We start from the raw sequence: 24856 nt of genomic DNA, 5'->3' as shown, positions 1-24856 counted from the left end.
GATCTGTTTTGCATCCCGGTTGCGACCTCCGCCTGCAGTGGATTGGCCGCATTGGATCGGCCTGCCCAGGAGAACCGATGCTCGCCAGCAGTTACAACCCTCTTCTCGTCCTGCTTTCCCTCTTCGTGGCCATCCTGGCGTCGTATACGGCGCTGGATATGGCAGGACGTGTCGTCACCGCACAAGGTCGCGCGGCGTTGTGGTGGCTCATCGGCGGCGCATCGGCCATGGGGCTGGGCATCTGGTCGATGCACTTTGTCGGCATGCTGGCGCTGAACCTGCCGATCCCGGTTGGATATGACGTCGGGATCACGCTTACGTCGCTCGCCATCGGTATTGGGGCGTCGATGTTTGCGTTGTGGCTGGTCAGCCGACGTGATTTGCCGTGGCCGCGCCTGGCGGGCGGCGCACTGCTCATGGGTACGGGCGTCGCGGGCATGCACTACACCGGCATGGCCGCGCTGCGCATGAACCCCGGCATCCAATACGACCCCGCGAGGTTTGCACTGTCGATCGTGATTGCGGTGCTGGCCTCGGGCGTGGCGCTGTGGATCGCGTTCCGCCTGCGGCTGCAGTCGCGGCGCGTTCGCGCACTGCGTGCAGGTTCGGCGGTGGTGATGGGCGTGGCCATCGTCGGCATGCACTACATGGGCATGTCGGCGGCAGCGTTTCCATTCGGCAGTGTGTGCGGGGCTGCGCACACCGGGGCGAGTGCCGAGTGGCTGGCGCTGGTCATCATCATCGTGACGCTGGCGGTGCTGGCCATCGCGCTGATCATCTCGGTGCTCGACTTGCGCATGGAAGCGCGCACCGCCTTGCTGGCGAACTCACTGGCCGCGGCCAACAAGGAGCTGGCCTACCTTGCGCTGCACGACAACCTGACCAAGCTTTCCAACCGCGTGCTGCTGGAAGACCGTCTGACCCAGGCGATCCGCACGGCTGAACGCGAGAAGCGCCGCTTCGCGCTCATGTTCATGGACCTGGATGGCTTCAAGGCAGTCAACGATGTCTATGGGCACCATGTGGGCGATCTGTTGCTGATCGACGTGGCACAGCGCATCGGCGCGCGGGTGCGCCAGCAGGACACCGTGGCGCGTGTGGGCGGCGATGAATTTGTTGTGCTCGCCTGCGTGGACGATCCGGAAGACGCTGGCACCCTGGCCGACGCGCTGCTGGAAGTGGTGCGCGAGCCCTTCATGGCCGGCGGTCACGAACTGCGGGTGTCGACCAGCATCGGCATCGCGATCTACCCCGGCAACGGTGACAACCAACACGATCTGCTCACCAATGCCGATGCGGCGATGTATCACGCGAAGGGTTTGGGCCGGAACGCCTACAGTTTCTTCGAGCCCTCGATGAACGCCGACGTGCATCACCAGTTGCAGCTCGTGCAGGACTTGCGCCGCGCGGTCGAGCGGCATGAACTCGTGCTGCACTACCAGCCCAAGTTCAACGCGCCCAATGGGCCGATCATGGGCGTGGAGGCGCTGGTGCGCTGGCAGCATCCGCAGCGCGGTTTGGTGCCCGCCGATGAATTCATCCCGCTGGCCGAGAAGACCGGCCTCATCGTGCCGCTCGGCGCTTGGGTGCTGGACGAAGCCTGTCGCCAGATGGCGCAATGGCATCGCGAGGGGCGCACCGCGTGGACCGTCGCTGTGAATCTCTCCGCGCTGCAGTTTGGCCATGCCGCACTCATCGACACCGTGCGCGACACGCTCGCGCGCCATGCGCTGGACCCGCGCAGCCTGACGCTGGAGATTACGGAGTCGACCGCCATGCGCGATGTCGATGCGAGCCTGCAGATCCTGCAGCAGCTCGACGCGATGGGCGTGCGGATTTCGATCGACGATTTCGGCACAGGCTATTCGAGCCTGCTGTACCTCAAGCGTTTGCCTGCCAGCGAGTTGAAGATCGACCGCGGTTTTGTGCGCGATCTCGCGCACGACACGGAAGACGCGGCCATCGTCTCGGCCATCGTGGCGCTTGGCCAGACGCTGAACCTGCGCATCGTCGCGGAAGGTGTGGAGACGGCCGAGCAGCAGGCGTTCCTGACGCGACTCGGCTGTCACTCGCTGCAGGGCTATCTGCTGGGCCGCCCGATGACGGCGGAATCATTGAGCGCCGCGATGGCGTAAGCGCTCAGCGCGCCGCAACTTCGGCGTCGAGTGCGGCCAGCTGGGCCGGCGTGCCGACGTTTTCCCAGCGGCCGTCGAAGCGCTCACCGGTGGCGCGGCCTTCTGCGATCGCCTGGTGGTACAGCGGCGTCATCGCCAGCCGCGTGCCGGGCGCGATGCCGGCAAACAGGCGCGTGTCGTACAAGCCGATGTTGCCGAACGTGAGGCGCTCGGGGCCGTCGGCGTGGAGCGTGCCTTCGTCATCCAGCGCGAAATCGCCGCGCACGTGGTAAGGCGGATTGGGCACCATCACCAGGTGCATGCTGGGCGCCGCTTGCGCGGCCATTGCCGGCGCCCGGTCCCGCAGTACGGCGTAGTCGTAATCGCAGAACACGTCGCCGCTGACGGCAATGAATACGCTGTGCCCATCGCCGGCATGCAGCAGCGGCATGGCCTGGGCGACACCGCCTGCGGTTTCTAACGCTTGCCCTTCCGGTGAATACGCGAGGCGCACGCCCCACGTGCTGCCATTCCCGAGCGTGGCTTCGATCTGCGCGCCGAGCCACGCGTGGTTGATGACAATGTCGCGCACGCCTGCCGCAGCCAGGCGCTCGATCTGCCAGACGATCAGCGGTTTGCCGCCCACGTTGAGCAGGGGCTTGGGCGTGTGGTCGGTCAGCGGGCGCATGCGGTCGCCGCGGCCCGCCGCAAAAATCATGGCACGCGTCGTGGAATTCAAGCCATCACCTTCATGAGAATCAGCAGCACAGCCATGCCACCGACGATGGTCCACATCGCACTCTTCGTCACCCGTGCGATGACGATGGCGACGATGCCGGCAAGCAGGCGCGGGTTGTCGACCGACACCGCGAGCGCGCCGTCGCGCATCAGGAGGTCGGGCGCGATCAGCGCGGTCAGCATCGCGGCCGGCACGTAGGGCAGGGCGCTGCGGAACCACATCGGCAGGGTCATGCGCCCTTCCAGTGCGATGAACGATAGGCGGATCAGGTAGGTGGCCGCGCCGGAAATCAGCAACACGCCGAAGAGGATGAGGGCTTTCATGCGGTAGCCCCCTTGTCGGCCGGCCGTGCGAGCAAGCGCTCAACCAGCGCGCCGACGGCAATGCCGACACACGCCGCGCTCATCAGCCCGAGCTTGTGCGGCCAGCCCGTCCACGCCACGGCCAGCGCGGCGCCGGTCAGGGCGGCGGCCAGTTGCGCACGCGTACGCAGCGCCGGCACCACGATGGCGATGAACGTGAGCGGGAGGAAGAAGTCGAGCGGCCAAGTCGTAGGCACTTGCGCGCCCAGCACCACGCCGACGATCGTCGACGCCTGCCAGCTCGACCACAGCGCCACGCCTGCGCCTAGAAAATACCAGTGGCGGTAGGCGGCTTCCTCGCTGCCGGGCTGCGCGGTGACAACCCGACGGTTCATGGCGGCGAACGCTTCGTCGGTCAGCAGATAGGCGATCAGCCATTTCCAGCGGCGCGGCAGGTGCGCCAGCGTTGGTGCAATGCTGGCTGAGTAGAGCGCGTGCCGCAGATTCACCATCGATACCGTCGCTGCAATCACCAGCGCGGGCGCGCCACCGGCCCACAACTGCACGAGGATCATCTGCGAGGCGCCGCCGAAAACCATGGCGCTCATCGCCACGGCAAGCCACGCGGGCATGCCGGCGGACGTGGCCAGCACGCCGTAGATCATGCCGAACGGCACCACGCCCAGCAGCATGGGCGCGAGTGCCAGCATGCCGGCGCGAAACTCGACGGCGCGGGGGGAAGCCATCAGAACGTATAGCCGATCTGCTGCGCGCGATCTTCGAGTTGATCGAGCAGGCGGGCCAACGGCGCCAGCGCGTTGTAGCGGCTGCACACACGGCGCAGGTAGGCGATGAAGCGCGGGGTGTCTTCCACGTAGCCGGTCTTGCCGTCGCGGTAGCGCAGGCGCGCGAAGATGCCGGCCACCTTCAGATGGCGTTGCGCGCCCATCCATTCGAGCGCGCGGTAGAACTCGCCGAAGTCGTCATCCACCGGCAGCTTGGCGGCGCGGGCAGCTTCCCAGTAGCGCACGGCCCAATCCAGCTCCTGCTCTTCATCCCACGACAGGAATGCATCGCGCAGCAGCGAGGCGGCGTCGTAGGTGATCGGGCCGTAGACAGCATCCTGGAAGTCCAGCACGCCCGGCTGCGACGGGTCGGCCGCGTTGATCATCAGGTTGCGCGGCATGTAGTCGCGGTGGACGTACACGCGGGGCTGGGCCAGGGCGCTGTCGACCAGCAGCTTGAACACTTTGTCGAGCGATTCCCGCTGGGCGGCGTCCAATGGGCGTTGCAGGTGACGGTCGACATACCAGTCGGGAAACAGCGACAGCTCGCGGCGCAGCAGCGCTTCGTCGTACGGCGGCAGCTCCCCTTCGCGCGAGGCCAATTGCCACCGCACCAGGGTATGGATGGCGGGGCGGAACAGCGTGTCGGCGTAGGCGAGGTCGAAATCGCGTTCGCGCAGCGATTGCAAATACGTTTGCGGGCCCAGGTCGGTCAGCAGGAGGAAGCCCTGCGCGAGATCCTGCTCCAGCACCTGAGGTGCATGCACGCCGGCGCCATTCAGCAGGCCCGCCACATGAACGAACGGGCGGCAGTCTTCCTGCGGTGGCGGGGCGTCCATGACCACCAGCGTGCCGTTGGCGCTGTCCAGGCGGAAATAACGGCGGAAGCTGGCATCGGCCGAAGCGGGCTGCAGCGTGTCGATGCGCAGGCCGTGGGCGGCGGGCAATGTGCCGAGCCAGTCGCGCAGTTGACTGAGACGTGCGTCGGTTGCGCCTGCTGCGGCGCCAGGGGTCGAAGCCATGCTGAGAGAATGCTGGAATGTGGCTGGAAGGAAGCCCCGTATAATACCCGACCGAGTTTCGCCGCGAGCGAGCGCCGGCCCTGTCCAGGCCGCGTCCGGCGGCGGGATTGACCGCAGTACTGACTGATTTTGTGCCTGTGCGTGCCGTTGCGCGTGCGGCCCTGTTCCCGATCTGCATGACCGAACCGAACCGAGCCAGGAAAAACCGGCAGCGCGCTGCTGTTGCCGCGCCCGATCAGCGGCCCGCCATCCGGCGCGGCACGCTGGCATTGCGCCCGCTGGTGTTCGCGGTGGCCGGTGTCTGGACGGCGACGTCCGCGGCGCAGAGCGCGGACACCACGCAAGCGACGGCGCCTGCTGTCACCCCGGCCTCGTCGGTGACAGCGCTGGCCACGTCCGGCCCGACCACGCCCGGCGGCAGTCCGCTGGTGCCCAAGATGGCCGAGCCCGTCCAGCGACCGGACAACACTGTCCCCACCTTTACCGCGGCCGACAAGATGGACGGCCGCACCAACGAAGACATTCATCTGCGCGGCAATGGCGAATTGCGCCGCAACGGGTCGGTGCTCAAGGGCGACACCCTCGACTACGACCAGGACACCGACGTTGCGACCGCCACCGGCAACGTGCGGCTGTTCAAGGGCGGCACGCTTGTCACCGGCCCGGATGCCAAGCTCAAGGTCACCGCCAACGAAGGCACCATCAGCACGCCGACCTACGAGTTCCACACGACCGGCGGCCGCGGTACCGCAGACCGCATCGACTTCATCGACAAGGACAACAGCCGCATCACGCGCGGTACGTACACCACGTGCTCGCCCGACAATGTCGACTGGTACTTCAGCGCGAGTCGCATCGACATCGACAGCGATCGCCAGGTCGGTACTGGCCGCAACGGCGTGCTGCACTTCTTCGGCGTGCCGGTGTTTGCCGCGCCGATCATGGACTTCCCGCTCAATGACGACCGCCGCAGCGGTTTCCTGGCACCGGTCTTCGGCTACAACAGCCGCAGCGGGACGGACGTCACGCTGCCGTACTACTTCAACATCGCGCCGAATCGCGATCTGACGTTGTACCCGCGTCTGCTGAGTCAGCGTGGTCTGCAGCTTGGTGCCGAATACCGCTATCTCGATACGTCGTACAGCGGCGTCCTGCGCGGCGAATTCCTGCCCGATGACCGCGAAGCAGGCCGCAACCGCTGGTCGATTTCGGCAGTACACACGCAGCGCCTGGCGCCTGGCCTGACCGGCTACATCAACTACAACAAGGTCTCCGATAACACCTATCCGGATGACCTTGGCCGCAGCATCGTCACGGCGACGCAGCGCCAGTACACGCAGGAAGGCGGCGTCACCTATTCCATCGGCGACTGGGTGGCTCAGGCGCGCGTGCAGAAGTTCCAGACCTTGTCGACCGCCACCACGCCACTCTCTGCACCGTACGAGCGTGTGCCGGAACTGAGCCTGACATATACGCGATTCGATCTTGGCGGGTTTGACGTCAATTTCCTCACCGATTACACGCGGTTCTCGATCCCGACGGCTAACACCGTCCAGGGCGAGCGCCTATTCATGCAGCCGACGATCAGCTACCCGATCGTCCGCCCCGGCTGGTACGTCACGCCGAAGTTCATCCTGAACACCACCGCATACCGCCTGGACCGTCCTGCAGGTGATACGCAGGACACGCAGATCAATCGCACGCTGCCGACGTTCTCGCTCGATTCGGGCATGACCTTCGAGCGCGATGCGCCACTGGTCACCAAGTTGTTTGGCGTGAGCTACATCCAGACGTTGGAGCCGCGCGTGTTCTACGTGTACACGCCGTATCGCGACCAGTCGCAGATCCCGCTGTTCGATACTGCGCAGTCGGACTACAACCTCGGCCAGATCTTTACCGAGAACCCATACACGGGTTACGACCGCATTGCCGACAACAACAAACTGACGGCGGGCGTGACTACGCGCTTTATTGAAGCGGAATCGGGCATTGAGCGTTTGCGTGCCACGATCGCGCAACGTATCGATTTCGAAGGCCAGCGCGTGACGCTGGCCGGTGCGGCACCGACGTCGGTGCGCCGCTATTCGGACCTTCTGGGCGCGACTACGATCCAGATGTTCCGCGGCATCTTTTTCGATACGAACCTTCAGTACAATCAGGACATCGACCGCATCATGCGCTCGACCGTCGCATTCAGCTGGAAGCCGGAAGCCAACAAGGTGATCAACCTCGGCTACCGCTATTACCGGCAAGACGCCAATACCGGTCAGCTGCCGCTGGAACAGGCCGATATCTCAACGCAGTGGCCGATTACACGGCGCCTCTACGGTCTGGGCCGCATCGGCTACGACCTGGATGCGCGCAAGCCATCGGATATGCTGCTTGGCCTTGAATATGTGGCGGACTGCTGGGTCGGCCGACTGGCGGTACAGCGCTACAGCAATGCGGTTTCGGGCTATACGACGCATATCTTTGCCCAGATCGAATTCAAGGGTTTGTCGAAGGTGGGGAACAATCCGATCGACGTGATTCGTCTGAACGTGCCCGGCTACCAGCCGGTGACCGCACAGCCGATCACGCCGTCCGTGCTGGATCAATATGAATAACGACATCATGGCTTTCCAATCAACCGCTTTCGCCACGCGTGTGGCTCCTCTGGGCCGCTTGCGTGTTGCCACCGGCGTGCTGGTCGCGCTGATGGCGGGGACCACGCTGTCGCCAGCCGTCCACGCGCAGCAGGCGCAATCGGCAAAGAAGAGCGCACCGGTGCGCGGCATCTTCGCCAACCCGGGTTCGTCCCCGAGCCAGCCGCTGCTACAGGGCACACTGCCCGAGCCGACGGCTCCGGGTGCGCCGCGCAGCCAGTTGGTCGACGAGGTGGTGGCCGTGGTCAACACCGACGTCATCACCCGCCGCGAACTGCTCAACCGCGCGGATCTGGTTGAGCGCACGTTCCGCGCGCAGAATCGTCCGCTGCCGCCGCGCGCAGATATGCTCGGTGAAGTGCTTGAGCAACTGATCCTGGAGCGTGTGCAGGCGCAGACCGCCAAGGAAAGCGGCATCCGCGTGTCCGACGCCGATGTGGATCGTGCCGTGGAAAGCGTGGCCCAGCGCAACAACCTGTCCGTGCCGCAGCTCAAGAGCAAGCTGAAGGACGCCGGCATGACGTACGACAAGTACCGCGACGACCTGCGTCAGGAAATCCTGCTGGCTCGGCTGCGTGAGCGTGAGGTCGACTCCAAGGTGCAGGTCTACGACGGCGAGATCGACAACTATCTGGCGCAGCAGGGCGGCGGAACGGCCCCGGCTGGCGAGCAGCAATACAACGTCGCGCAGATTCTCGTGCCGGTCGCCGAAGGCGCCACGGATGCCGAGAAGGCCGCAGCGCGCAGCAAGGCCGAAGCTCTGCTCAAACAGGCACAGGGCGGTGCGGATTTCGCCAAGCTGGCCCGTGACAATTCTGGCGCGCCGGATGCCTCGCAAGGCGGCGAACTTGGGCTGCGTCCGATCGGTCGCTTGCCGGCTGTGTTTGCCAACGCCGTGGTCGACATGAAGGCCGGCCAAGTAGCGAGCCAAGTGGTAGAAAGCCCGGCCGGCTATCACGTGATCAAGCTGTTGGAGAAGCGCGCACCGAGCACGGCGATTGCCGCCAAGGTACAGCAGACGCAAGTGCGCCACATCCTGATCAAGACCGGTCCGACGATGTCCGCGGACGACGCGCGCCGCCAGTTGGTGGGCCTGCGTGATCGGATCGTCCACGGCTATGACTTTGGCGATGCGGCACGCCGGTATTCGCAGGACGGTTCGGCCGGTGCGGGTGGCGAGCTGGGCTGGGTGTCCCCGGGTCAGCTCGTGCCGGAATTCGAGCAGGCGATGAACCAGCTCAAGCCGGGCGATGTATCGCAGCCGGTGCAGAGCCAGTTCGGAGTGCATCTGATCCAAGTGGAAGGCCGCCGCGAGGCCGAGGTGTCGGGAGATCGCCAGCGCGACTACGCACGCTCTGTGATTCGCGAGCAGAAGGTGCAGGCCGCCTATGAAGATTGGCTGCGTGAGCTGCGCGACTCGGCACACGTGGAATATCGTGTGAACCGTCAGCAGTAAGCTACGGAGATCCGCATCGCTCACGGCCGCCTGCGGGCGGCCGTGGCGTTTCTAGACCGATCGGAAATCATTGCAGGAAAGCGCTGCATGCTGAACATTGCCATCACCACCGGAGAACCTGCCGGTATCGGCCCCGACATCACCGTGGCCGCGTTGCTGCATTTGGCGCGGCAGGCGTCGCCGCGCTACGCCGATGTGCAGTGGCACGTGATTGGCGACGCGGCATTGCTGCAGGCGCGCGCTGATGCGATCGGGCAGGGCGATTTCTGGCGCGTTGCCTCCACGGCGCTGACTATTGTGGAGCGCCCGCTGGGTGCGCCGGTGCGCGCTGGCGTGCTTGATGCCGCCAACGGTCCCTATGTGCTGGACCTGCTCGATGCAGCCATCGACGGCTGCCAGGTTGGCACGGCGGACGGCGTCCGTTACGACGCGATGGTCACGGCGCCGGTGCAGAAGAGCACGATCAACGACGCAGGCGTGCCGTTTACCGGCCACACCGAATACCTGGCGGAGCGCAGCCGCACGCCGCGCGTGGTGATGATGCTCGCTGGCCCGCAGCCGGCGCACGACAACGCCATGCTGCGCGTCGCGCTGGCGACGACGCATTTGCCGCTGCGCGAGGTGCCGGACGCCATCACGCCAGCAGTGCTCGACGAAACGCTCGACATCGTGCAGCGCGATTTGCGCACACGCTTCGGCTTGACCGCACCGCGCATCCTCGTGACGGGGTTGAATCCGCATGCGGGTGAATCAGGTCACCTCGGCCGCGAAGAGCTCGAGGTGATCGAGCCGGCCATCGCGCGTGCGCGTGCGCGTGGAATCGATGCGCGCGGTCCGTATCCAGCCGATACGCTGTTCCAGCCGCGCCTTCTGGCAGACGCCGATTGCGTGCTGGCGATGTACCACGACCAAGGCTTGGCGCCGCTCAAGTACGGCACCTTTGGGCATGGCGTGAACATCACGCTGGGCCTGCCGTTCGTGCGCACGTCGGTGGACCACGGTACGGCGCTGGACCTGGCGGGCACGGGTCGCGCCGAGTTCGGCAGCATGATCGAGGCGATCGATACCGCCATCGCCATGGCGCGGCACACGGTACGTTCCTGAGTTTCTTCACCTTTTCGATTTCGAGTTCGCAATGGCACGATCCACGACCGGCGTTCACCAGGGGCACCAGGCCCGCAAGCGCTTCGGCCAGAACTTCCTGGTCGATGACGGCGTGATCCACGCCATTGTTGCCGCCATTGATCCGAAGCCCGACGATGTGCTCGTCGAGATCGGCCCGGGGCTGGGCGCGCTCACCGTGCCGCTCATGGAGCGCGTGCGCACGCTGCAGGTCGTCGAGCTGGACCGTGACCTCGTCGCGCGCTTGCAGAAGCGTTTCGGCGATCGGCTGATCGTGCATGCAGGTGATGCACTCGCGTTTGATTTCGGATCGCTGGTGGAGGCAGACCGGCCGCTGCGCATCGTCGGCAACCTGCCGTACAACATCTCGAGCCCGCTGCTGTTCCATCTGGCTACGTTCGCCGATCGTGTGCGCGATCAGCATTTCATGCTGCAGAAAGAGGTGGTTGAGCGCATGGTGGCCGCGCCGGGTAGCAAGGCGTTCAGCCGGTTGTCGGTGATGCTGCAGGTGCGCTACTACATGGAGCTGGTGCTGGATGTGCCGCCGGGCTCGTTCAACCCACCGCCCAAGGTGGATTCAGCGGTGGTGCGGATGATTCCCTGGCCGGCCGATAAATCGCCGTATGCGCCGGTCGACATGCGCGCGCTGGGCACGGTGGTGACGATGGCGTTTTCGCAGCGGCGCAAGGTGCTGCGCAACACGCTGGGGGCGCTGCGCGACGTGATCGATTTCGAAGCGCTTGGCTTTGATCTGGGCCGCCGCGCAGAAGAAGTGCCGGTAGAAGAATTCGTGGCGGTGGCGAATGCGCTGCCGGCCAACCGCATCGCCGGCAGCGTTTCCGCTCTTAGCGAAGATTGACCAGCAGGATGCCCGACAGCACGAGCACCGCCGCCAGCGCAAACCGCAGGCCCACCGGCTCGTGCAACAGCAGCACGCCAAACGCCACGCCAAACAGCGGCGTCAGGAACGAGAACACCGACAACCGGGACGCCAGGTAGCGGCGCAGCAGCCAGAACCACGTCAGGTAACTGGCGAATGCAATCAGCACGGATTGGTAAGCAAGGCTGGCCAGCGCCGTGGGCGTGAGGTTCGCGGTAAAGACCTGGCCGGTGCCGGCGGCCATCAACAGCAGCAGCACGGCCGAGACGGCCAATTGGTACAGCAGCGTCTTCGCCGCCGGTGCTTCGGAGAGCTTGCTTGCCCGCACGACGAGGGTCGTCGCGCCCCACAGCGCGCCTGCCACCACGCCCAGCGCGTCGCCCAACGAGGTCGACGGCCCGGCCGCCGGGTGCAGGACACCGTCGGCAAACGCCAGCACGATCCCCGCAAACGCAATGCCGATGCCCGCCCACTGGCGCGGGCGCAGGTGCTCCCCCGGCACAAAGAAATGCAGGCCGAGCGCGGTGAAGATAGGGGCGGTGTAGAGGAACACAGCCATGCGCGAAGCGGTCGTGTAGCCAAGGCCGATGAAGATGCACAGGAACTCGACGCCGAACAGCACGCCGGCTATCAGGCCGCCGGCCAGCGTGCCGTCGCGCAACGAGAGGCACGTGCCGCGCCAGAGCGCAAATGCGAACACCAGGACTGACGCAATTGCCGAACGCACGCCAGCCTGCATGACGGGGCCCACGTCGTGCGCGGCCACCTTGATGGCGACCTGCTGAAAGCCCCAGCACATGCATAGCACCACCATCAGGCCGATGGCGGTGCCGTCCAGCGGCCGGCGGAGGGCGTCAGTGGCGGTTGCCATCGGGCATCGAGCGCGCCTGGATCAGCTCGATCTTGTAGCCGTCCGGATCTTCCACAAACGCAATGATGGTGCTGCCGCCCTTGACCGGGCCGGCTTCGCGCGTGACCTTGCCGCCCGCGTTGCGAATCTGGTCGCAGGCTTGCGCGGCATTGTCGACCTCGATGGCAAGGTGGCCGAACGCTGAGCCGAGGTCGTATTCGCTCACGCCGTAGTTGTAGGTCAGCTCAATGACGGTGTTGCCGGCCTCCGGGCCGTAGCCGACGAACGCGAGGGAGTATTTGTATTCCGGGTTATCACTGGTGCGCAGCAGCTGCATGCCGAGCACCTTGGTGTAGAAGTCGATCGATCGCTGCATGTCGCCGACGCGCAGCATGGTGTGGAGCATTCGCATGGGATTTCCTTCCTGGGGGACTGCGGAAGGCCATATTGTAGGAGGGTGTGGCGGAGCGTGCAGGCGAGGGGTTTTTGCTGCAGCCGCATCCCTCTTACGCCGTTGCGGCGGGGGCGAGGCGAATCAGAATGCCGGCAAGTATTCCGGCGGATGCGAGCGCAGTTGTTCGCGCGCCTCACGAAACTCAGGGAAGATCGACTCCACCGTGTCCCAGAAGCGCGGGCTGTGGTTCATTTCCTTGAGATGCGCGAGCTCATGCGCAACCACGTAGTCGATCAGACTCAGCGGGAAATGCACGAGGCGCCAGTTCAGACGGATTTTGCCGTCGGCGGTGCAGCTTCCCCACCGCGTGGCCGCTGAGGACAGCGCATACGCGCTGTGCCGCACGCCCAGGCGCTCGGCATACACCTCAAGCCGTTCGCCGAAGAGGCGTCGCGCCTGCGTCTGCAGCCAGCCTTGTACGCGGTCCTTGATCTGCTGCTCAGTGGTGCTGGGCGGCAGGCCCAGGTGCAGCATGCTGGCGTCGGCATCGAACATCAACGCGCCGATGGGCGATTCCAGCTTAAGCGTGATCGTTTTGCCGAGGAACGGCAGCGCGGCGCCGTCCTGCCACTCCATGGGCGGCAGCATGCGGCGTGCGGCGTTCGCGCGCCATTCGGCCAGCTTGGCGAAGATCCACTTCTGCTTTTCGGCGATGGCGTGCTCGATCTCGGCGAGTGTGACCCAGCGCGGTGCCGTGATCGACAAGCCGCGGTCATCGATGACAAAGCCGATGGTGCGCCGCGACGAACGCTTGAGGTTATAGATGAGCGCGCGCTCGCCCAGCGTCAGACGGCGCTGGTTGGGGCCGAGCGGTGCGGTGGAAAAGTCGAGTGCGGGCGGGGCGAGGAGGGACGCGTCAGGCGGCTGCGAAGGTGACGGGGCTTCGGGCGCGAGCAGCGGCAGCTCAAGCTGGACGCTGTCGGCGGTGGTGGGTGAAGTCGGTGGGCGCAGCAGTTTCATGCGTGCTCGCGGTAGCTATCGGCGTCGATTCTACGCATTTCTGCTTCGATCCACGCTTCGACTTCGCGGTTGAGTTCGTCGCTGGTCTTGCCGGCGCTCGAAATGGCTGGCCCGACCGACAGCGTGATCAAGCCCGGATGCTTCAGGAAAGAATTGCGCGGCCACACCCGGCCGGAGTTGTGCGCGATGGGAATGACCCATGCGCCGGTATCCACGGCAAAGCGCGCACCGCCGCTCTTGTAGCGCGGCTTCGGGTCGCCCGAGCGCGTGCGCGTGCCTTCCGGAAACATGATCACCCATGCGCCGTCTGCAAGGCGCTCTTTGCCCTGGCGCGCGACCGAGGTGAACGCATTGGCGCCGTCCCTGCGGTTGATGTGCACCATCTTGAGCATGCCGAGCGCCCATCCGAAGAACGGTACATACAGCAGCTCGCGCTTGAACACGTAGCACAGCGGGCGCGGCATGGTCGCAACATAGGCCATGGTTTCCCACGCCGACTGATGCTTGGAAAGCAGCACCACCTGCTTGTTGGTGGCGACGGCTTCCTCGATGTTCTCCCAGCCCTGGTATTGCCAGCGGATGCCGAGCAGCCAGCGCGCCATCCAGATGGCAGACTTCGTCCAGCCGGACACCATCCAGAAGCGGCGGTGCGGGTTCATGAACGGAAAGACGATGAAGCAGGCCACCGCATAAATCGGTGTCCAGACGATCAAGAAAACCAGGTACAGCAGCGAACGGATAAAAGTCATTGGGGGCGAATTCAAGGGGCGCGCGTGGGCGTGCCCTGGGGCGCAGGGGATAGCAGCGCACGCGCAAACGCACGCAGGTCCTCATGAATCTGGGTGCCTGGGGGCAGGTCGCCGGCATCGCGGGTCTTGGCGCCCTTGCCGGTCAGTACGAGGTGCGGTACGGCGCCGACTTCGACGCCGGCTTGCAGATCGCGCAGCGAGTCACCCACGACCGGCACGCCCGTCAGGTCCATGTCGAAGCGGCGTGCAATCTCGCGGAGCATGCCGGACTTGGGCTTGCGGCACTCGCACGCATCGGCGGCGGTGTGCGGGCAGAAGAAGACGGCATCGACGCGCCCGCCGTAGGTGGCCAGCGCCTTGTACATCTTCTCGTGCATGGCGTTGAGCGCGGCGGCCTCGAACAGGCCGCGTCCGATGCCCGACTGGTTGGTTGCCACCACCACCTGGTAGCCGGCCTGGTTCAGCTCGGCAATGGCTTCCAGGCTGCCGTCGAGGGCGATCCACTCGTCTGGCGACTTGATGAACTGGTCGCTGTCGCGGTTGATGACGCCATCGCGGTCGAGAATCACCAGTTTGGGAACATGGGGCATGGTGGGCTCCGAACGGTGCTTGGGGTGCCGATCAGGCGGCCAGCTTGGAGATGTCCGCGACGCGGTTCATCAAGCCGTGCAGTTCACCCAGCAGAGCGAGGCGGTTGTCGCGCAGCGCGGTGTCGTCGGCCATCACCATCACGCCGTCGAAGAAAGTGTCGACCGCTTCGCGCAGGCCAGCCAGCGTCTTGAGCGCGGTGGTGAAATCGCCGCGTGCGAAGGCATCGTGCACTTGTGGCTCCGACAAAGCCACGGCCTGGTGCAGCGCACGCTCGGCGTCTTCCTTGAGCAGTTGCGGCTGCACGGCGCCAATGGCCACGTCGGTCTTCTTCAGGATGTTGGTGATGCGCTTGTTGGCGGCGGCCAGCGCTTCTGCCTGTGGCAGGGCAGCAAAGGCGCGCACGGCTTCGAGGCGCGCGACGATGTCGTCCAGCCGCTGCGGCCGCTGGCTCACCACGGCTTCCACCTCGTTGGTGCTGTAGCCCTTGTCCTTCAGGTAGCCGCGCAGGCGGTCGTACAGGAAGTCGGAGATGGCGGCCAGGTCCGGTTTGACAGCGGCGATGCCGTCGAAGCTGGCAGCGGCAATCTGCAGGGCATCGTCGATCGTGAGCGCGAGCGGCTTTTCGATCAGCATGCGCAGGATGCCCAGGGCGTGGCGGCGCAGCGCGAACGGGTCTTTCTCCCCCGTGGGTTGCAGGCCGATGCCCCAGATACCGACCAGCGTTTCCAGCTTGTCGGCCAGTGCCACCACGGTACCGGTGGCGGTGCTGGGCAGCGCATCGCCGGCAAAGCGCGGCTGGTAATGCTCGGAGCAGGCCAGCGCCACGTCGTCGGGTTCGCCATCGTGGCGGGCGTAGTAAGTGCCCATCGTGCCCTGCAGCTCGGGGAACTCGCCCACCATGTCGGTCAGCAGATCGGCCTTGGCCAGCAACGCGCCGCGCGAGGCGTGTGCCACATCCGCGCCGAGCTTCTCGGCCAGTTGGCCGGCGATGGCCTGCAGGCGCGACACACGCTCAAGCTGCGTGCCGATCTTGTTGTGATAGACCACGCGCGAAAGCAACGGCACACGATCGGCCAGCGGCTTTTTCTTGTCCTGCTCGAAGAAGAAGCGGGCGTCGGCCAGGCGCGGGCGGACCACGCGTTCGTTGCCTTGAATGATGGCCTCGGGCGTGCCCGTGGCGATGTTCGAGACGATCAGGAAGCGGTTGCGCAGGTGCCCTTGTGCATCGGTCAGTGCAAAGTACTTCTGGTTGGTCTGCATGGTCAGGATCAGGCACTCCTGCGGCACGGCGAGGAAGGCTTCCTCGAAATGGCAAGGGTAGACCACAGGCCATTCGACCAGCGCGTTCACCTCATCGAGCAGCGCTTCGGGCATGACCACCGTATCGGCGCCGGCCGTCTTGAGCAGTTCGGCGCGGATGGCTTCCTTGCGCTTGCCATAGCTGGCGATGACCTTGCCCTGCGACTCCAGCGCGCTCGCATACGATGTAGCGTCTTTGATGACGATTTCGCCGGCCGACAGGAAACGGTGGCCCAGCGTCACGTTGCCCGCTTGCAGGCCAAATGCGCTGACAGGGATGACTTCGCTGTCGAACAGTGCGATCAGCTTGTGTGCGGGGCGCACGAACTGAACGTTCTCGCCGTTCGGGCGCTGATACGTCATCACCTTCGGGATCGGAAGGTTGGCAATGGTCTGCGACAGTGCAGTCTGCAGGCCGTCGGCCAGCACGGCGCCGCGCGCGGTATAGCGATAGAACAGCGCTTCGGCCTTGCCGTCGGGCGCGCGTTCGAGCGATTCGGGCGCGATGGCGTCCACGCCCACGGTCTTGGCCAGCGCAGCCAGCTTCTTGACGAGCGGCGCGGCAGGCTTGCCCTCGGCATCGAAGGCGATGGTCACGGGCAGCACCTTCTCGCGCAGCTCGCGATCGGGCGCGGTGCGGCGCACGCCGGTGATCGATGCAGCCAGGCGACGCGGCGTGGCAAAACCTTCCACGGCGGCGCCCTCTTCGAGCAGGCCTTGCGCCGACAGACCGTCAAACAGGCCGCGCGCAAACGCCTCGCCCAGGCGGGCCAGCGCCTTGGGCGGCAGTTCTTCGGTCAGCAGTTCGATCAGGAGGGTGGACATAGCGTTTGAATCGGTGACGTCGTTGTTCTGCGCCGCTTGGTGTTCAGATCAGTTGCGGCGGTACGTTGTGTTGTTCGGTTCAGTGATCAGCAGGGCGAGCCGGGCACGGGCTCCACGCCCGACAGCAGCCACACGCCGTTCTGCTGCTGGAACTGCAATTGCGTGCCGGCGCACTGGCCCGGCGGCGGAGGCGGCGCAATCGGCGCAGGGGTGGTGCCGGGCGCAGCCGCATCGCGGCGCAGGAAGCGGGCCGACAGCAAGCCGCGTCGCGCGTCGTAACGCACCTCTTGCAGCGTGCCGGACACGTTGAATTCCAGACGGCTCGGCAGTTGCCCCGCCGAGCGGAACACGCGCGCACGGCGCTGTGCCTTTGCGCCGGTGCCTTGCCACTCCACCCACGTGAGCGGGAAGCGCAGGGCCGTCGCATACGTGCGCAACGGCACGCGATGCCAGCCGAGGTCACGCGCGCCGGACAGGTCGCAGGCCATCGTGCGCACCAGGCTCGTCCATTGATCGATCGACGGCGGCGGCGGCGTCCACGCCGTGCTCAGCGCTTGCTGAAGCGGCTTGGAATCGGCCACGCAAAGCTGCGTCAGGGTGCTGGGCACGACAAAAACCTTCTCTGTCGATGCCGCCTTGGACGTGCGATGCCGCGCCGCTTGCGCGACGCTCGCCGGTAGCGCCAGCGCGGCGATGGACGCTGCCGTCAGCAGCGCCAGGCCACGCCGTGCTCGGTTGGCCGTCATGCGGCCTCCGTGGTCTTGGCGGCGGCAGCGGCTGTGCCGCACATCGGGAAGCCCAGGCGCTCGCGCGAGTCGTAGTAGGCCTGCGCGACCAGACGCGACAGGTTGCGAATACGGCCGATGTAGGCTGCGCGCTCCGTCACCGAAATCGCGCCGCGTGCGTCCAGCAGGTTGAAGGTGTGGCCGGCCTTGAGCACTTGCTCGTAGGCGGGCAGGGCCAGTTGCACGACAGGTGCGTCGCCCTCGGCGGCGGCGTCACCTTCTGCGCGCACGCCCATCAGGCGCTTGGCTTCGGCTTCGTGCTCGGCAAAGCGGCGGAACAGCACAGTCGTGTCGGCCTGCTCGAAGTTGTACGTCGATTGCTCGACTTCGTTCTGGTGATAGACGTCGCCGTAGGTCAGGCGGCGCTTCACGGGGCCATTCGGGCCCGGCTCTTCCCACTCCGTCCAGACCAGGTCGTAGATGTTCTCGACCTGCTGCAGGTACATCGCCAGACGTTCGATGCCGTAGGTGATCTCACCGGTCACAGGCTTGCAGTCGAGGCCGCCGACTTGCTGGAAGTACGTGAATTGCGTGACTTCCATGCCGTTGAGCCACACCTCCCAGCCCAGGCCCCAGGCGCCGAGCGTGGGGTTTTCCCAGTCGTCTTCGACAAAGCGCACGTCGTTCTGCTTCAGGTCCAGGCCCAGCGCTTCCAGCGAACCGAGGTACAGATCGAGGATGTTTTCCGGTGCAGGCTTGAGCACTACTTGGTACTGGTAGTAATGCTGCAGGCGGTTCGGATTCTCGCCGTAGCGGCCGTCCTTGGGGCGGCGCGACGGTTGCACGTAGGCGGCACGCCACGGCTCAGGGCCGATCGCGCGCAGGAAGGTGTGCACGTGCGACGTGCCGGCGCCGACTTCGAGGTCGATCGGCTGCAGCAGGGCGCAGCCCTGGGCGTCCCAGTACGACTGCAGCTTGAGAATGAGTTGCTGGAAGGTGAGCATGGTGGTACCCGTTGGTCCGCGGCGGCACGGAACGTGCGTTGCGCCGCGCGACGGTGGAATGCAGCGGCGGGCACGAGAAGCGCCTGGCTCCGTGCCCGCCGTAAAACGTTGAATTTTAGCGTTTTTTGTCAGCGACTCCGGAAAGTGGCTCGAAAGCCCTCCGGACGCTGAACGATCAATCTGCCGATGCCCGGCGGCGGCGCACGAATGCCACCAGCAGAACCAGCGCGCCCAGGGCCAGTGCAGGCGCGTTGCCGGCACGCACGAATGGCGTCAAGCCTTGCATGCCCTGCACGTCAGTCTGCAGCGTGCCAAGCGTGAAGACGGGCAGGCGGGCCTGTACGCTGCCGTCCGGCCGCACCACGGCGGTCGCTCCCGTGTTGGTGGCGCGCAGCATCGGACGGCCCGTTTCCAGTGCGCGCATGCGCGAGATCTGCAGGTGCTGGTCCAACGCGATCGTGTCGCCAAACCACGCAAGGTTCGTCACGTTGGCGAGCATCGTGGCGGGCTGATCCGCATGTCGCAGCGATGCGGCAATTTCCTCGCCAAACAAATCCTCGTAGCAGATGTTGGGTGCGACGCGTTGGTCGGCCACCGCCATGGGCGGCTGCACGGGCAGGCCGCGCCGGAAGTCGCCCAGCGGCATGTTCATCATGTTGACGAACCAGTGGAAGCCGAAGGGGATGAACTCGCCGAAGGGCACGAGGTGGTGCTTGTTGTAGCGGTACACGCCCTGGAGTTGCGGGCCGACGCCGAACACGCTGTTGGTGTAGTCGACACGCGAGTCCTCGCTGGCGGCGCCAAAGAGCACGCTGGAGCCGGTGGTATCCACGTAGGTACGGATGGCCAGCGCGATCTCCTGCGGCATCTCCTGAATCATGATCGGGAAGGCCGTCTCGGGCGTGACCACGAGTTGCGCGGGCTTCTCGGTGACCATCTTGGTGTACAGCTCCAGCGAGCGCTCGATGCCGGTCTGCTGGAACTTCACGTCCTGCGGCACATTGCCCTGCAAGAGGCGTACGGAAATGGGCTTGCCCACCGGTTGCGTCCACGCAATGCCGTGCAGCGGCCAGCCGGCCACCAGCACGAGCGCACCGGCGATGCCCGCCAGCCAGTGCAGGCGTCGCTCGGCCGCGACGCACAGCAGACCAGCCAGCACGGCTGCGATCAGCACGATTCCGTATACGCCCACCAGCGGCGCGTAGCCGGCCAGCGGGCCATCGGTGTGAGCGTAGCCGCCGTTGATCCAGGGAAAGCCCGTCCAGACCGTGCCGCGCAGCCACTCCGTGACGGCCCATGCCGCGCCAAATACCAGCGCGGATGCGGTACCGGACCACCGTCCGCGTCGCGTTAGCCACTGCCATGCCCACACCGCCAGCGCTGGATGCAGCGCCAGATAGCCGGCGAACAGCAGCACGGCCAGCGCCGCCATCCATGCTGGCATGTCGCCGTAGACGTGCATGCTGATATAGAGCCACCAGACGCCCGAGAGGAACCAGCCGAGTCCGAAGGCATAGCCAACCCATGCCGCATCACGCAAGCGCGGCGCGCGCTGCACGAGCGCGGCCAGCCCCGTCAACGAAAGGATCTGCAGCCACCACCAGTGGTTCGGCGCGAACGACAGCGTATGCATGACGCCAAGCAGCGCTGCCACAGGCATTGCAAGGCGCAGCCGCGCGAGCGGCACAGCTTGGGCGTCCTGCCGACGGGACGGTGCGGCAGGGGAAGAGAACTGAGCGGGCACGGAAAGATCAGGCGGGGTGGGAACCAGAAGTGTCGGCCGTGGCATTGCCGCCGGCCGGCGTGGTGAGGCGGCGCACGAGCAGCACCTGCACCTGGCGCGCATCGGCGCGCAGCACGTCGAACTGCAGCGTGCCCATGACGATCTTCTCGCCACGGTGCGGCACGCGGCCCAGGTGGTTGGACAGCAGCCCGCCCACGGTATCGACGTCTTCGTCGGAAAAATGCGTGCCGAAGGCTTCGTTGAACTGGCTGATTTCGGTCAGCCCGCGCACGCGCATGTGGCCGTCGGCGGTCGGCAGGATGTTGTCTTCTTCCTGGTCGAAGTCGTATTCGTCCTCGATGTCGCCGACGATCTGTTCGAGCACATCTTCGATGGTGATGAGGCCGGCCACCCCGCCGTATTCGTCAACGACGATGGCGATGTGGTTGCGGTTGACGCGGAAGTCGCGCAACAGCACGTTCAGTCGCTTGGATTCGGGGATGAACACGGCCGGGCGCAGCATGTCGCGCACGTCGAAGCGTTCGTCGGTGTAGAAGCGCAGCAGGTCCTTGGCGAGCAGGATGCCGATGATGTTGTCGCGGCTGCCCTCGTAGACGGGGAAGCGCGAATGCGCGGCTTCTTGCACGAACGGGATGAATTCTGACGGCGCGTCGGCGATGTTGAGCGCATCCATCTGCGCGCGCGGGATCATGATGTCGCGCGCGCACAGGTCTGAGACCTGGAAGACGCCTTCGATCATCGACAAGGAGTCGGCGTCGATCAGGTTGCGCGCATGGGCGTCTTGGAGGATTTCGAGCAGCTCGGCCCGCGATTCGGGCTCGGGCGAGATGAGGTCGGTCAGGCGTTCCAGCAGCGTACGGGGTTTGTCGGCTGGCTTCGGACTGGGATACGGATCATTCATGGCGCGGTCGCGCGTCGTTAAACATCGGCCCAGCATACACCAAAAGCCCTGCCGTCCCGATGACGCGGGGTGGCCGCCCGGCCTCCTGAAGTGCGGTTTATTTCACATCTGGAGGCCGGGTTCGGGCGCGTTAAGGACGGACGATCTGCCGAAGGGGGAGCGGTCAGTCGCGTCCGCCGTCGCCGCCGCGTTGCTGGCCGTTGCCGTGCGTGTTGCTGCCTTCGTTGCCTTGGTGATTGTCGTTCTGGCCGTGGTCGCCATCGCCCTGACCGTGATGCGGGCTGTGTCCGCCAGGGTCGTCGCCGTTGCCGCCGTGATCGTGGTCACCGCCGTGGTTGCCGTCACCGCCGTGGTCGTGGTCACCGCCGTGGTTGCCGTCACCGCCGTGGTTGCGATCACCGTCGTGGTTGCCATCGCCGCCATGATCGTGATTGCCACCATGGTTGCCATCGCCGCCGTGATCGTGATCACCGCCGTGGTTACCGTTGCCGCCATGGTCGTGGTCGCCACCGTGATTGCCATCGCCGCCATGATCGTGGTCACCGCCGTGATTGCCGTTGCCGCCATGATCGTGGTCGCCACCATGGTTGCCATCGCCGCCGTGATCGTGGTCACCGTCGTGGTTGCCATTGCCACCATGGTCATGTTCACCGCCGTGATGACCACCGTGGTCATGATCGTGGTCATGATCGTGGTCGTGATCATGGTGGTGCCCGTGGTGGTGACCGCCGCCGTGGCAGCTTCCGCACGGCGAAGGGACTGGCGATGGGCTCGGCGTGGGCGTTGGGGCAGGCGTTGGCGTCGGACTCGGACTCGGGGTTGGCGTTGGAGCAGGCGTCGGACTCGGGGTTGGCGATGGACTCGGCCCGGGGCTGGGTGTTGGGGCCGGAGCGGGGCCGGGGCTGGGCGATGCGCCAGGTGCTGGTGCTGGTGCCGGTGTGGGATTGGGCTTGGACGGCGGCGTGTTGTTGCCGGTGGGTGGCGGTGCGTCGTTGTTGCTCGTCGGCGTGGTTGCGGCTGGTGCCGGGTCTGCGGGATGCGAATTGCTGTGATACCGGCCCAGCGTGCTCGCGCCGCCGTAGGCTGTCCAACGTCCGGCGATTTCCATGTCGACGCCAGCGAGCCAGTGGTCGCCCGTGGCTCCGACGCCCACCAGCGCCTTGCTGCTCGCAAAGTCGTAGCCGCCACCAATGAGTGCCTGCACGCTCGTGCTGCCCACCACCGCCTGCACACGCGGCCGGATGGTGCCTTGCGCGACCATCAGGTTCACTTCTGCGCCGATCACGTTGTTGCTGTCCGAGATGTTGACCGTGCGGCAGCCGACCACCGCGCCCGGATGCCAGGCGCCGTCGAAGACGACGACGATGCCCGCATAGCATGATTGCTTGTGATCAGCGTGTGCGATGCGCGGCGTGACCGCGAGCGCCGTGCCGACACCCACGCCAAGCAGCAGCGTGGCCCACGGAATGCTATCCATGAAGCGTTGACGCATGATGACCTCCCCGCGTGGCCTTGCCCGTCTGTGCGCGGGCTGGCCGATGGCGCTCGTTTGCGCCGAATTCGTGAAGCGCGCTCGAGCGGCGGCTTATGCGTGGAGGATAGAAATCGCTACGGCAAAACCCATGCGCCATACGGAGAGCAGCAAGGGTCCCGGATGGCGGACGGCCTGTGCGACGTGTATGCGCGATTCGAACGGCGCGAGCATGCGCCGAATGGCGGAGGAGAACCCGTAAACCGTTGTCAGGACTGGGTTTGCGTCAATACGGGTTGATTCACCGTTGAAACGGCATGCTGCAAGAATGGAACATGAAAAAGCAAAACGCCGGCGCGAAGCCGGCGTCTGAACATCAAGCGCGTGGCGCTTTAACGATCTGCGTACGGATCGGCAAAACCGAGGTCGCGGAGGATCTCCGTTTCGATGCCTTCCATTTCCTTTGCATCGGCCGCGTCTTCGTGGTCGTAGCCCTGGGCGTGCAGCGCGCCGTGCACGATCAGATGCGCGTAGTGTGCGAGCAGCGGCTTCTTCTGTTCCTTCGCTTCCTTTTCGACCACCGCGCAGCACAGCACGATGTCGGCGGAGACCGGGTCTTCTGCGCTCTCTGCGTACGAGAAGGTCAGTACGTTGGTGGCGTAGTCCTTGCTGCGGTAGGTGCGGTTGAGCGTGCGACCTTCTTCTTCGCCGACGAAGCGCACGTTGAGTTGCGCATCGGCAAACAGCGCGGGGGCGATCCACGCCTCGATGTCGCGTTCTTTCGGCAATGCCTTGCGAGCGGCAGCCTTGAGTTCGTCGCCGTACTGCACCGTCAGGTCGAGCGTGAGCATCTCGGCGCCGGCAGTGTCGTCATCGAAGGCTTCTTCCGTGGAGTCTGCCAACTCAGCGGCCTGGGTTTCGATGCGCAACGTGATGCTGTCGTGGTGCTCGGGGCGCAGCGAGAGCATGGCGTGCATGTCGGCGTCGGCGTGCTCGGCAACCAGGGTGATCGGCCCGTCCACGGTATTCGGCAGACCGAGGATCAGGCTGCGGCCATCGGCAAATGCGATGCGCAGCGCGCTGGCGTCGACCGTCTTGGGTTTGCCTTGAGCGTCGAACACGTCGACGCGTGGGCCGAATGACTCGGCCGCCGCGGGTTGGGTTTTCTTGGTTTTTGCTTTGGTATCGGTCTTTGCTTTAGCCACGTTCAGGCGTCCTTATGCATCTTTATGCTGGGCATGGAATTCGTCATAGGCCTCGACGATGCGGGCCACCAGCGGGTGCCGCACCACGTCGACGCTGGTAAAGCGCGTCATCGACACGCCACGCACGTCACGCAGCACATGCTGCGCTTCGATCAGGCCGCTCTTCTGGCCGCGCGGCAGATCGATCTGCGTTGTGTCGCCGGTGATCACCGCCTTGGAGCCGAAGCCGATCCGGGTGAGGAACATCTTCATCTGTTCCGGCGTGGTGTTCTGGGCTTCGTCCAGGATGATGAAGGCGTGATTGAGCGTGCGCCCGCGCATGTACGCCAGCGGCGCGATTTCGATCATCTGGCGCTCGAACATCTTCTGCGTCTTGTCGAAGCCAAGCAGGTCGTACAGCGCGTCGTACAGCGGACGCAGGTACGGGTCCACCTTTTGTGCGAGATCGCCGGGCAGGAAGCCCAGGCGCTCGCCGGCTTCCACCGCCGGGCGTGTCAGCACGATGCGCTTGATGGCATCGCGCTCCAGCGCATCCACCGCGCAGGCCACGGCCAGATACGTCTTGCCCGTACCCGCCGGGCCGATACCAAATGACAGGTCGTGCGAGAGGATGCTGCGCAGGTACTCGCGCTGCATCGGTGTGCGGCCATGCAGATCGGTACGCCGCGTGTGCAGCACCGGCGACAGATCATTGCCATCCGGCACGTCGGCGCTCGATTCCGGCAGGTAAGCGCCGTGTGCGGCCACCTGGCGGGTTTCCACCAGGCCGAGCTGGATGTCGTCCACCGACAGCGGCTCGCGCGCGGCGTTGTAGAACGTTTCCAGCGCGTTGGCCGCGCCTTGTGCGTTGGCGCCGCGCACGGTGAACTTGCTGCCGCGCCGGTTGATGGTCACGTCCAGCGCCTGCTCGATCTGGCGCAGGTTCTCGTCCAGCGGCCCGCACAGGTTCTGCAGGCGCGTGTTGTCGTTCTTCGGCGCTGTGAATTCTGCGGTGGTTGGTTTCATCAAGTCAG

At 65.5% G+C, this 24856-nt stretch carries 22 protein-coding genes; 5 read left to right on the top strand and 17 right to left on the bottom strand.

Translation table 11 applies throughout. The features are described from left to right. Positions 1 to 77 precede the first annotated feature (77 nt). On the top strand, positions 78 to 2135 hold the full coding sequence (locus tag M1D44_RS12050; protein WP_316852749.1) for a putative bifunctional diguanylate cyclase/phosphodiesterase: 2058 nt from the start codon (positions 78 to 80) through the stop codon (positions 2133 to 2135). A 4-nt stretch (positions 2136 to 2139) separates the two neighbouring features. Here the strand turns inward: M1D44_RS12050 and murU are convergent, their stop codons facing one another. Genes murU through M1D44_RS12030 form a run of 4 tightly spaced genes read right to left on the bottom strand, consistent with a single transcriptional unit; the run spans position 2140 to position 4962 of the window. Continuing rightward, positions 2140 to 2832 (bottom strand): N-acetylmuramate alpha-1-phosphate uridylyltransferase MurU, encoded by a 693-nt coding sequence (gene murU, locus M1D44_RS12045; protein WP_316853023.1) that lies wholly within the window; start codon positions 2830 to 2832, stop codon positions 2140 to 2142. 17 nt (positions 2833 to 2849) lie between these two features. Further along, positions 2850 to 3176 (bottom strand): AzlD domain-containing protein, encoded by a 327-nt coding sequence (locus M1D44_RS12040; protein ID WP_232041970.1) that lies wholly within the window; start codon positions 3174 to 3176, stop codon positions 2850 to 2852. Next, positions 3173 to 3901, bottom strand: coding sequence for an AzlC family ABC transporter permease (locus tag M1D44_RS12035; RefSeq protein ID WP_316852748.1), 729 nt, complete (start codon positions 3899 to 3901; stop codon positions 3173 to 3175). Before M1D44_RS12035 ends, M1D44_RS12040 begins: the two co-directional genes overlap by 4 nt. After that, positions 3901 to 4962 (bottom strand): aminoglycoside phosphotransferase family protein, encoded by a 1062-nt coding sequence (locus tag M1D44_RS12030; protein ID WP_024976618.1) that lies wholly within the window; start codon positions 4960 to 4962, stop codon positions 3901 to 3903. Before M1D44_RS12030 ends, M1D44_RS12035 begins: the two co-directional genes overlap by 1 nt. A gap of 176 nt (positions 4963 to 5138) precedes the next feature. Between M1D44_RS12030 and lptD the strand changes: the two genes are divergently transcribed. The 4 genes from lptD (at position 5139) to rsmA (ending at position 11044) form a co-directional block, all read left to right on the top strand. Beyond that, positions 5139 to 7568 carry an LPS-assembly protein LptD gene (lptD, locus tag M1D44_RS12025; RefSeq protein WP_024976617.1) on the top strand — a complete coding sequence of 810 codons (2430 nt, stop codon included), beginning with the start codon at positions 5139 to 5141 and terminating at the stop codon, positions 7566 to 7568. A 7-nt stretch (positions 7569 to 7575) separates the two neighbouring features. Beyond that, positions 7576 to 9063, top strand: a complete 1488-nt coding sequence (locus M1D44_RS12020) for a peptidylprolyl isomerase (RefSeq protein ID WP_316852747.1) — start codon at positions 7576 to 7578, stop codon at positions 9061 to 9063. An 87-nt stretch (positions 9064 to 9150) separates the two neighbouring features. After that, positions 9151 to 10167: a 4-hydroxythreonine-4-phosphate dehydrogenase PdxA gene (gene pdxA, locus M1D44_RS12015; RefSeq protein ID WP_112185839.1), complete on the top strand. Its 1017-nt coding sequence runs from the start codon at positions 9151 to 9153 to the stop codon at positions 10165 to 10167. A gap of 31 nt (positions 10168 to 10198) precedes the next feature. Next, the gene (gene rsmA, locus M1D44_RS12010) at positions 10199 to 11044 is read left to right on the top strand and encodes a 16S rRNA (adenine(1518)-N(6)/adenine(1519)-N(6))-dimethyltransferase RsmA (protein ID WP_024976614.1); all 846 of its coding nucleotides are present in this window, start codon (positions 10199 to 10201) and stop codon (positions 11042 to 11044) included. On the opposite strand, the gene M1D44_RS12005 is transcribed toward rsmA, so the two are convergent. The 13 genes from M1D44_RS12005 to M1D44_RS11945 form a co-directional block, all read right to left on the bottom strand. Continuing rightward, positions 11031 to 11936 carry a DMT family transporter gene (locus M1D44_RS12005; RefSeq protein ID WP_024976613.1) on the bottom strand — a complete coding sequence of 302 codons (906 nt, stop codon included), beginning with the start codon at positions 11934 to 11936 and terminating at the stop codon, positions 11031 to 11033. The two genes, rsmA and M1D44_RS12005, sit on opposite strands and share 14 nt — an antisense overlap. After that, entirely contained in the window at positions 11920 to 12327 is a 408-nt protein-coding gene (gene gloA / locus M1D44_RS12000) for a lactoylglutathione lyase (RefSeq protein WP_024976612.1), read from the bottom strand. The genes M1D44_RS12005 and gloA overlap by 17 nt, the downstream gene beginning before the upstream one ends. A gap of 123 nt (positions 12328 to 12450) precedes the next feature. Further along, positions 12451 to 13329: a M48 family metallopeptidase gene (locus tag M1D44_RS11995; protein WP_024976611.1), complete on the bottom strand. Its 879-nt coding sequence runs from the start codon at positions 13327 to 13329 to the stop codon at positions 12451 to 12453. Then, positions 13326 to 14078 carry a lysophospholipid acyltransferase family protein gene (locus M1D44_RS11990; RefSeq protein WP_316852746.1) on the bottom strand — a complete coding sequence of 251 codons (753 nt, stop codon included), beginning with the start codon at positions 14076 to 14078 and terminating at the stop codon, positions 13326 to 13328. Before M1D44_RS11990 ends, M1D44_RS11995 begins: the two co-directional genes overlap by 4 nt. A gap of 11 nt (positions 14079 to 14089) precedes the next feature. Next, positions 14090 to 14668 carry a D-glycero-beta-D-manno-heptose 1,7-bisphosphate 7-phosphatase gene (gmhB, locus tag M1D44_RS11985; RefSeq protein WP_024976609.1) on the bottom strand — a complete coding sequence of 193 codons (579 nt, stop codon included), beginning with the start codon at positions 14666 to 14668 and terminating at the stop codon, positions 14090 to 14092. A 31-nt stretch (positions 14669 to 14699) separates the two neighbouring features. Next, the gene (glyS, locus tag M1D44_RS11980) at positions 14700 to 16793 is read right to left on the bottom strand and encodes a glycine--tRNA ligase subunit beta (protein WP_316852745.1); all 2094 of its coding nucleotides are present in this window, start codon (positions 16791 to 16793) and stop codon (positions 14700 to 14702) included. Between the two features lie 86 nt (positions 16794 to 16879). Beyond that, complete coding sequence (locus tag M1D44_RS11975; protein WP_092973211.1) at positions 16880 to 17539, bottom strand: hypothetical protein; 660 nt, start codon at positions 17537 to 17539, stop codon at positions 16880 to 16882. Further along, complete coding sequence (gene glyQ, locus M1D44_RS11970; protein ID WP_024976606.1) at positions 17536 to 18522, bottom strand: glycine--tRNA ligase subunit alpha; 987 nt, start codon at positions 18520 to 18522, stop codon at positions 17536 to 17538. The genes M1D44_RS11975 and glyQ overlap by 4 nt, the downstream gene beginning before the upstream one ends. A 175-nt stretch (positions 18523 to 18697) precedes the next feature. Then, on the bottom strand, positions 18698 to 20209 hold the full coding sequence (gene lnt, locus M1D44_RS11965; RefSeq protein WP_316853022.1) for an apolipoprotein N-acyltransferase: 1512 nt from the start codon (positions 20207 to 20209) through the stop codon (positions 18698 to 18700). Positions 20210 to 20273: 64 nt separating this feature from the next. Then, positions 20274 to 21167, bottom strand: coding sequence for an HlyC/CorC family transporter (locus M1D44_RS11960; protein WP_024976604.1), 894 nt, complete (start codon positions 21165 to 21167; stop codon positions 20274 to 20276). 163 nt (positions 21168 to 21330) lie between these two features. Continuing rightward, positions 21331 to 22659, bottom strand: a complete 1329-nt coding sequence (locus tag M1D44_RS11955; protein WP_439004504.1) for a hypothetical protein — start codon at positions 22657 to 22659, stop codon at positions 21331 to 21333. 371 nt (positions 22660 to 23030) lie between these two features. Next, on the bottom strand, positions 23031 to 23843 hold the full coding sequence (gene ybeY, locus M1D44_RS11950) for an rRNA maturation RNase YbeY (RefSeq protein ID WP_024976601.1): 813 nt from the start codon (positions 23841 to 23843) through the stop codon (positions 23031 to 23033). A 12-nt stretch (positions 23844 to 23855) separates the two neighbouring features. Then, complete coding sequence (locus M1D44_RS11945; protein WP_024976600.1) at positions 23856 to 24848, bottom strand: PhoH family protein; 993 nt, start codon at positions 24846 to 24848, stop codon at positions 23856 to 23858. Positions 24849 to 24856: the final 8 nt, after the last annotated feature.

It is taken from the genome of Ralstonia sp. SA306, from assembly GCF_054792405.1.
The sequence above is the reverse complement of the archived record's forward strand: the minus strand, read 5'-3'. Positions and strand labels throughout refer to the sequence as shown.

Coding starts and splice junctions, on each gene's coding strand:
- gmhB (WP_024976609.1), bottom strand. CDS start 14,668: ATGCCCCATGTTCCCAAACTGGTGATTCTCGACCGCGATGGCGTCATC.
- pdxA (WP_112185839.1), top strand. CDS start 9,151: ATGCTGAACATTGCCATCACCACCGGAGAACCTGCCGGTATCGGCCCC.
- murU (WP_316853023.1), bottom strand. CDS start 2,832: ATGATTTTTGCGGCGGGCCGCGGCGACCGCATGCGCCCGCTGACCGAC.
- rsmA (WP_024976614.1), top strand. CDS start 10,199: ATGGCACGATCCACGACCGGCGTTCACCAGGGGCACCAGGCCCGCAAG.
- M1D44_RS12005 (WP_024976613.1), bottom strand. CDS start 11,936: ATGGCAACCGCCACTGACGCCCTCCGCCGGCCGCTGGACGGCACCGCC.
- M1D44_RS12020 (WP_316852747.1), top strand. CDS start 7,576: ATGGCTTTCCAATCAACCGCTTTCGCCACGCGTGTGGCTCCTCTGGGC.
- M1D44_RS11975 (WP_092973211.1), bottom strand. CDS start 17,539: ATGACGGCCAACCGAGCACGGCGTGGCCTGGCGCTGCTGACGGCAGCG.
- M1D44_RS11955 (WP_439004504.1), bottom strand. CDS start 22,659: ATGCGTCAACGCTTCATGGATAGCATTCCGTGGGCCACGCTGCTGCTT.
- lptD (WP_024976617.1), top strand. CDS start 5,139: ATGACCGAACCGAACCGAGCCAGGAAAAACCGGCAGCGCGCTGCTGTT.
- M1D44_RS11960 (WP_024976604.1), bottom strand. CDS start 21,167: ATGAATGATCCGTATCCCAGTCCGAAGCCAGCCGACAAACCCCGTACG.
- M1D44_RS11945 (WP_024976600.1), bottom strand. CDS start 24,848: ATGAAACCAACCACCGCAGAATTCACAGCGCCGAAGAACGACAACACG.
- M1D44_RS12035 (WP_316852748.1), bottom strand. CDS start 3,901: ATGGCTTCCCCCCGCGCCGTCGAGTTTCGCGCCGGCATGCTGGCACTC.
- M1D44_RS11995 (WP_024976611.1), bottom strand. CDS start 13,329: ATGAAACTGCTGCGCCCACCGACTTCACCCACCACCGCCGACAGCGTC.
- glyQ (WP_024976606.1), bottom strand. CDS start 18,522: ATGCTCACCTTCCAGCAACTCATTCTCAAGCTGCAGTCGTACTGGGAC.
- glyS (WP_316852745.1), bottom strand. CDS start 16,793: ATGTCCACCCTCCTGATCGAACTGCTGACCGAAGAACTGCCGCCCAAG.
- M1D44_RS11990 (WP_316852746.1), bottom strand. CDS start 14,078: ATGACTTTTATCCGTTCGCTGCTGTACCTGGTTTTCTTGATCGTCTGG.
- M1D44_RS12050 (WP_316852749.1), top strand. CDS start 78: ATGCTCGCCAGCAGTTACAACCCTCTTCTCGTCCTGCTTTCCCTCTTC.
- gloA (WP_024976612.1), bottom strand. CDS start 12,327: ATGCGAATGCTCCACACCATGCTGCGCGTCGGCGACATGCAGCGATCG.
- M1D44_RS12040 (WP_232041970.1), bottom strand. CDS start 3,176: ATGAAAGCCCTCATCCTCTTCGGCGTGTTGCTGATTTCCGGCGCGGCC.
- M1D44_RS12030 (WP_024976618.1), bottom strand. CDS start 4,962: ATGGCTTCGACCCCTGGCGCCGCAGCAGGCGCAACCGACGCACGTCTC.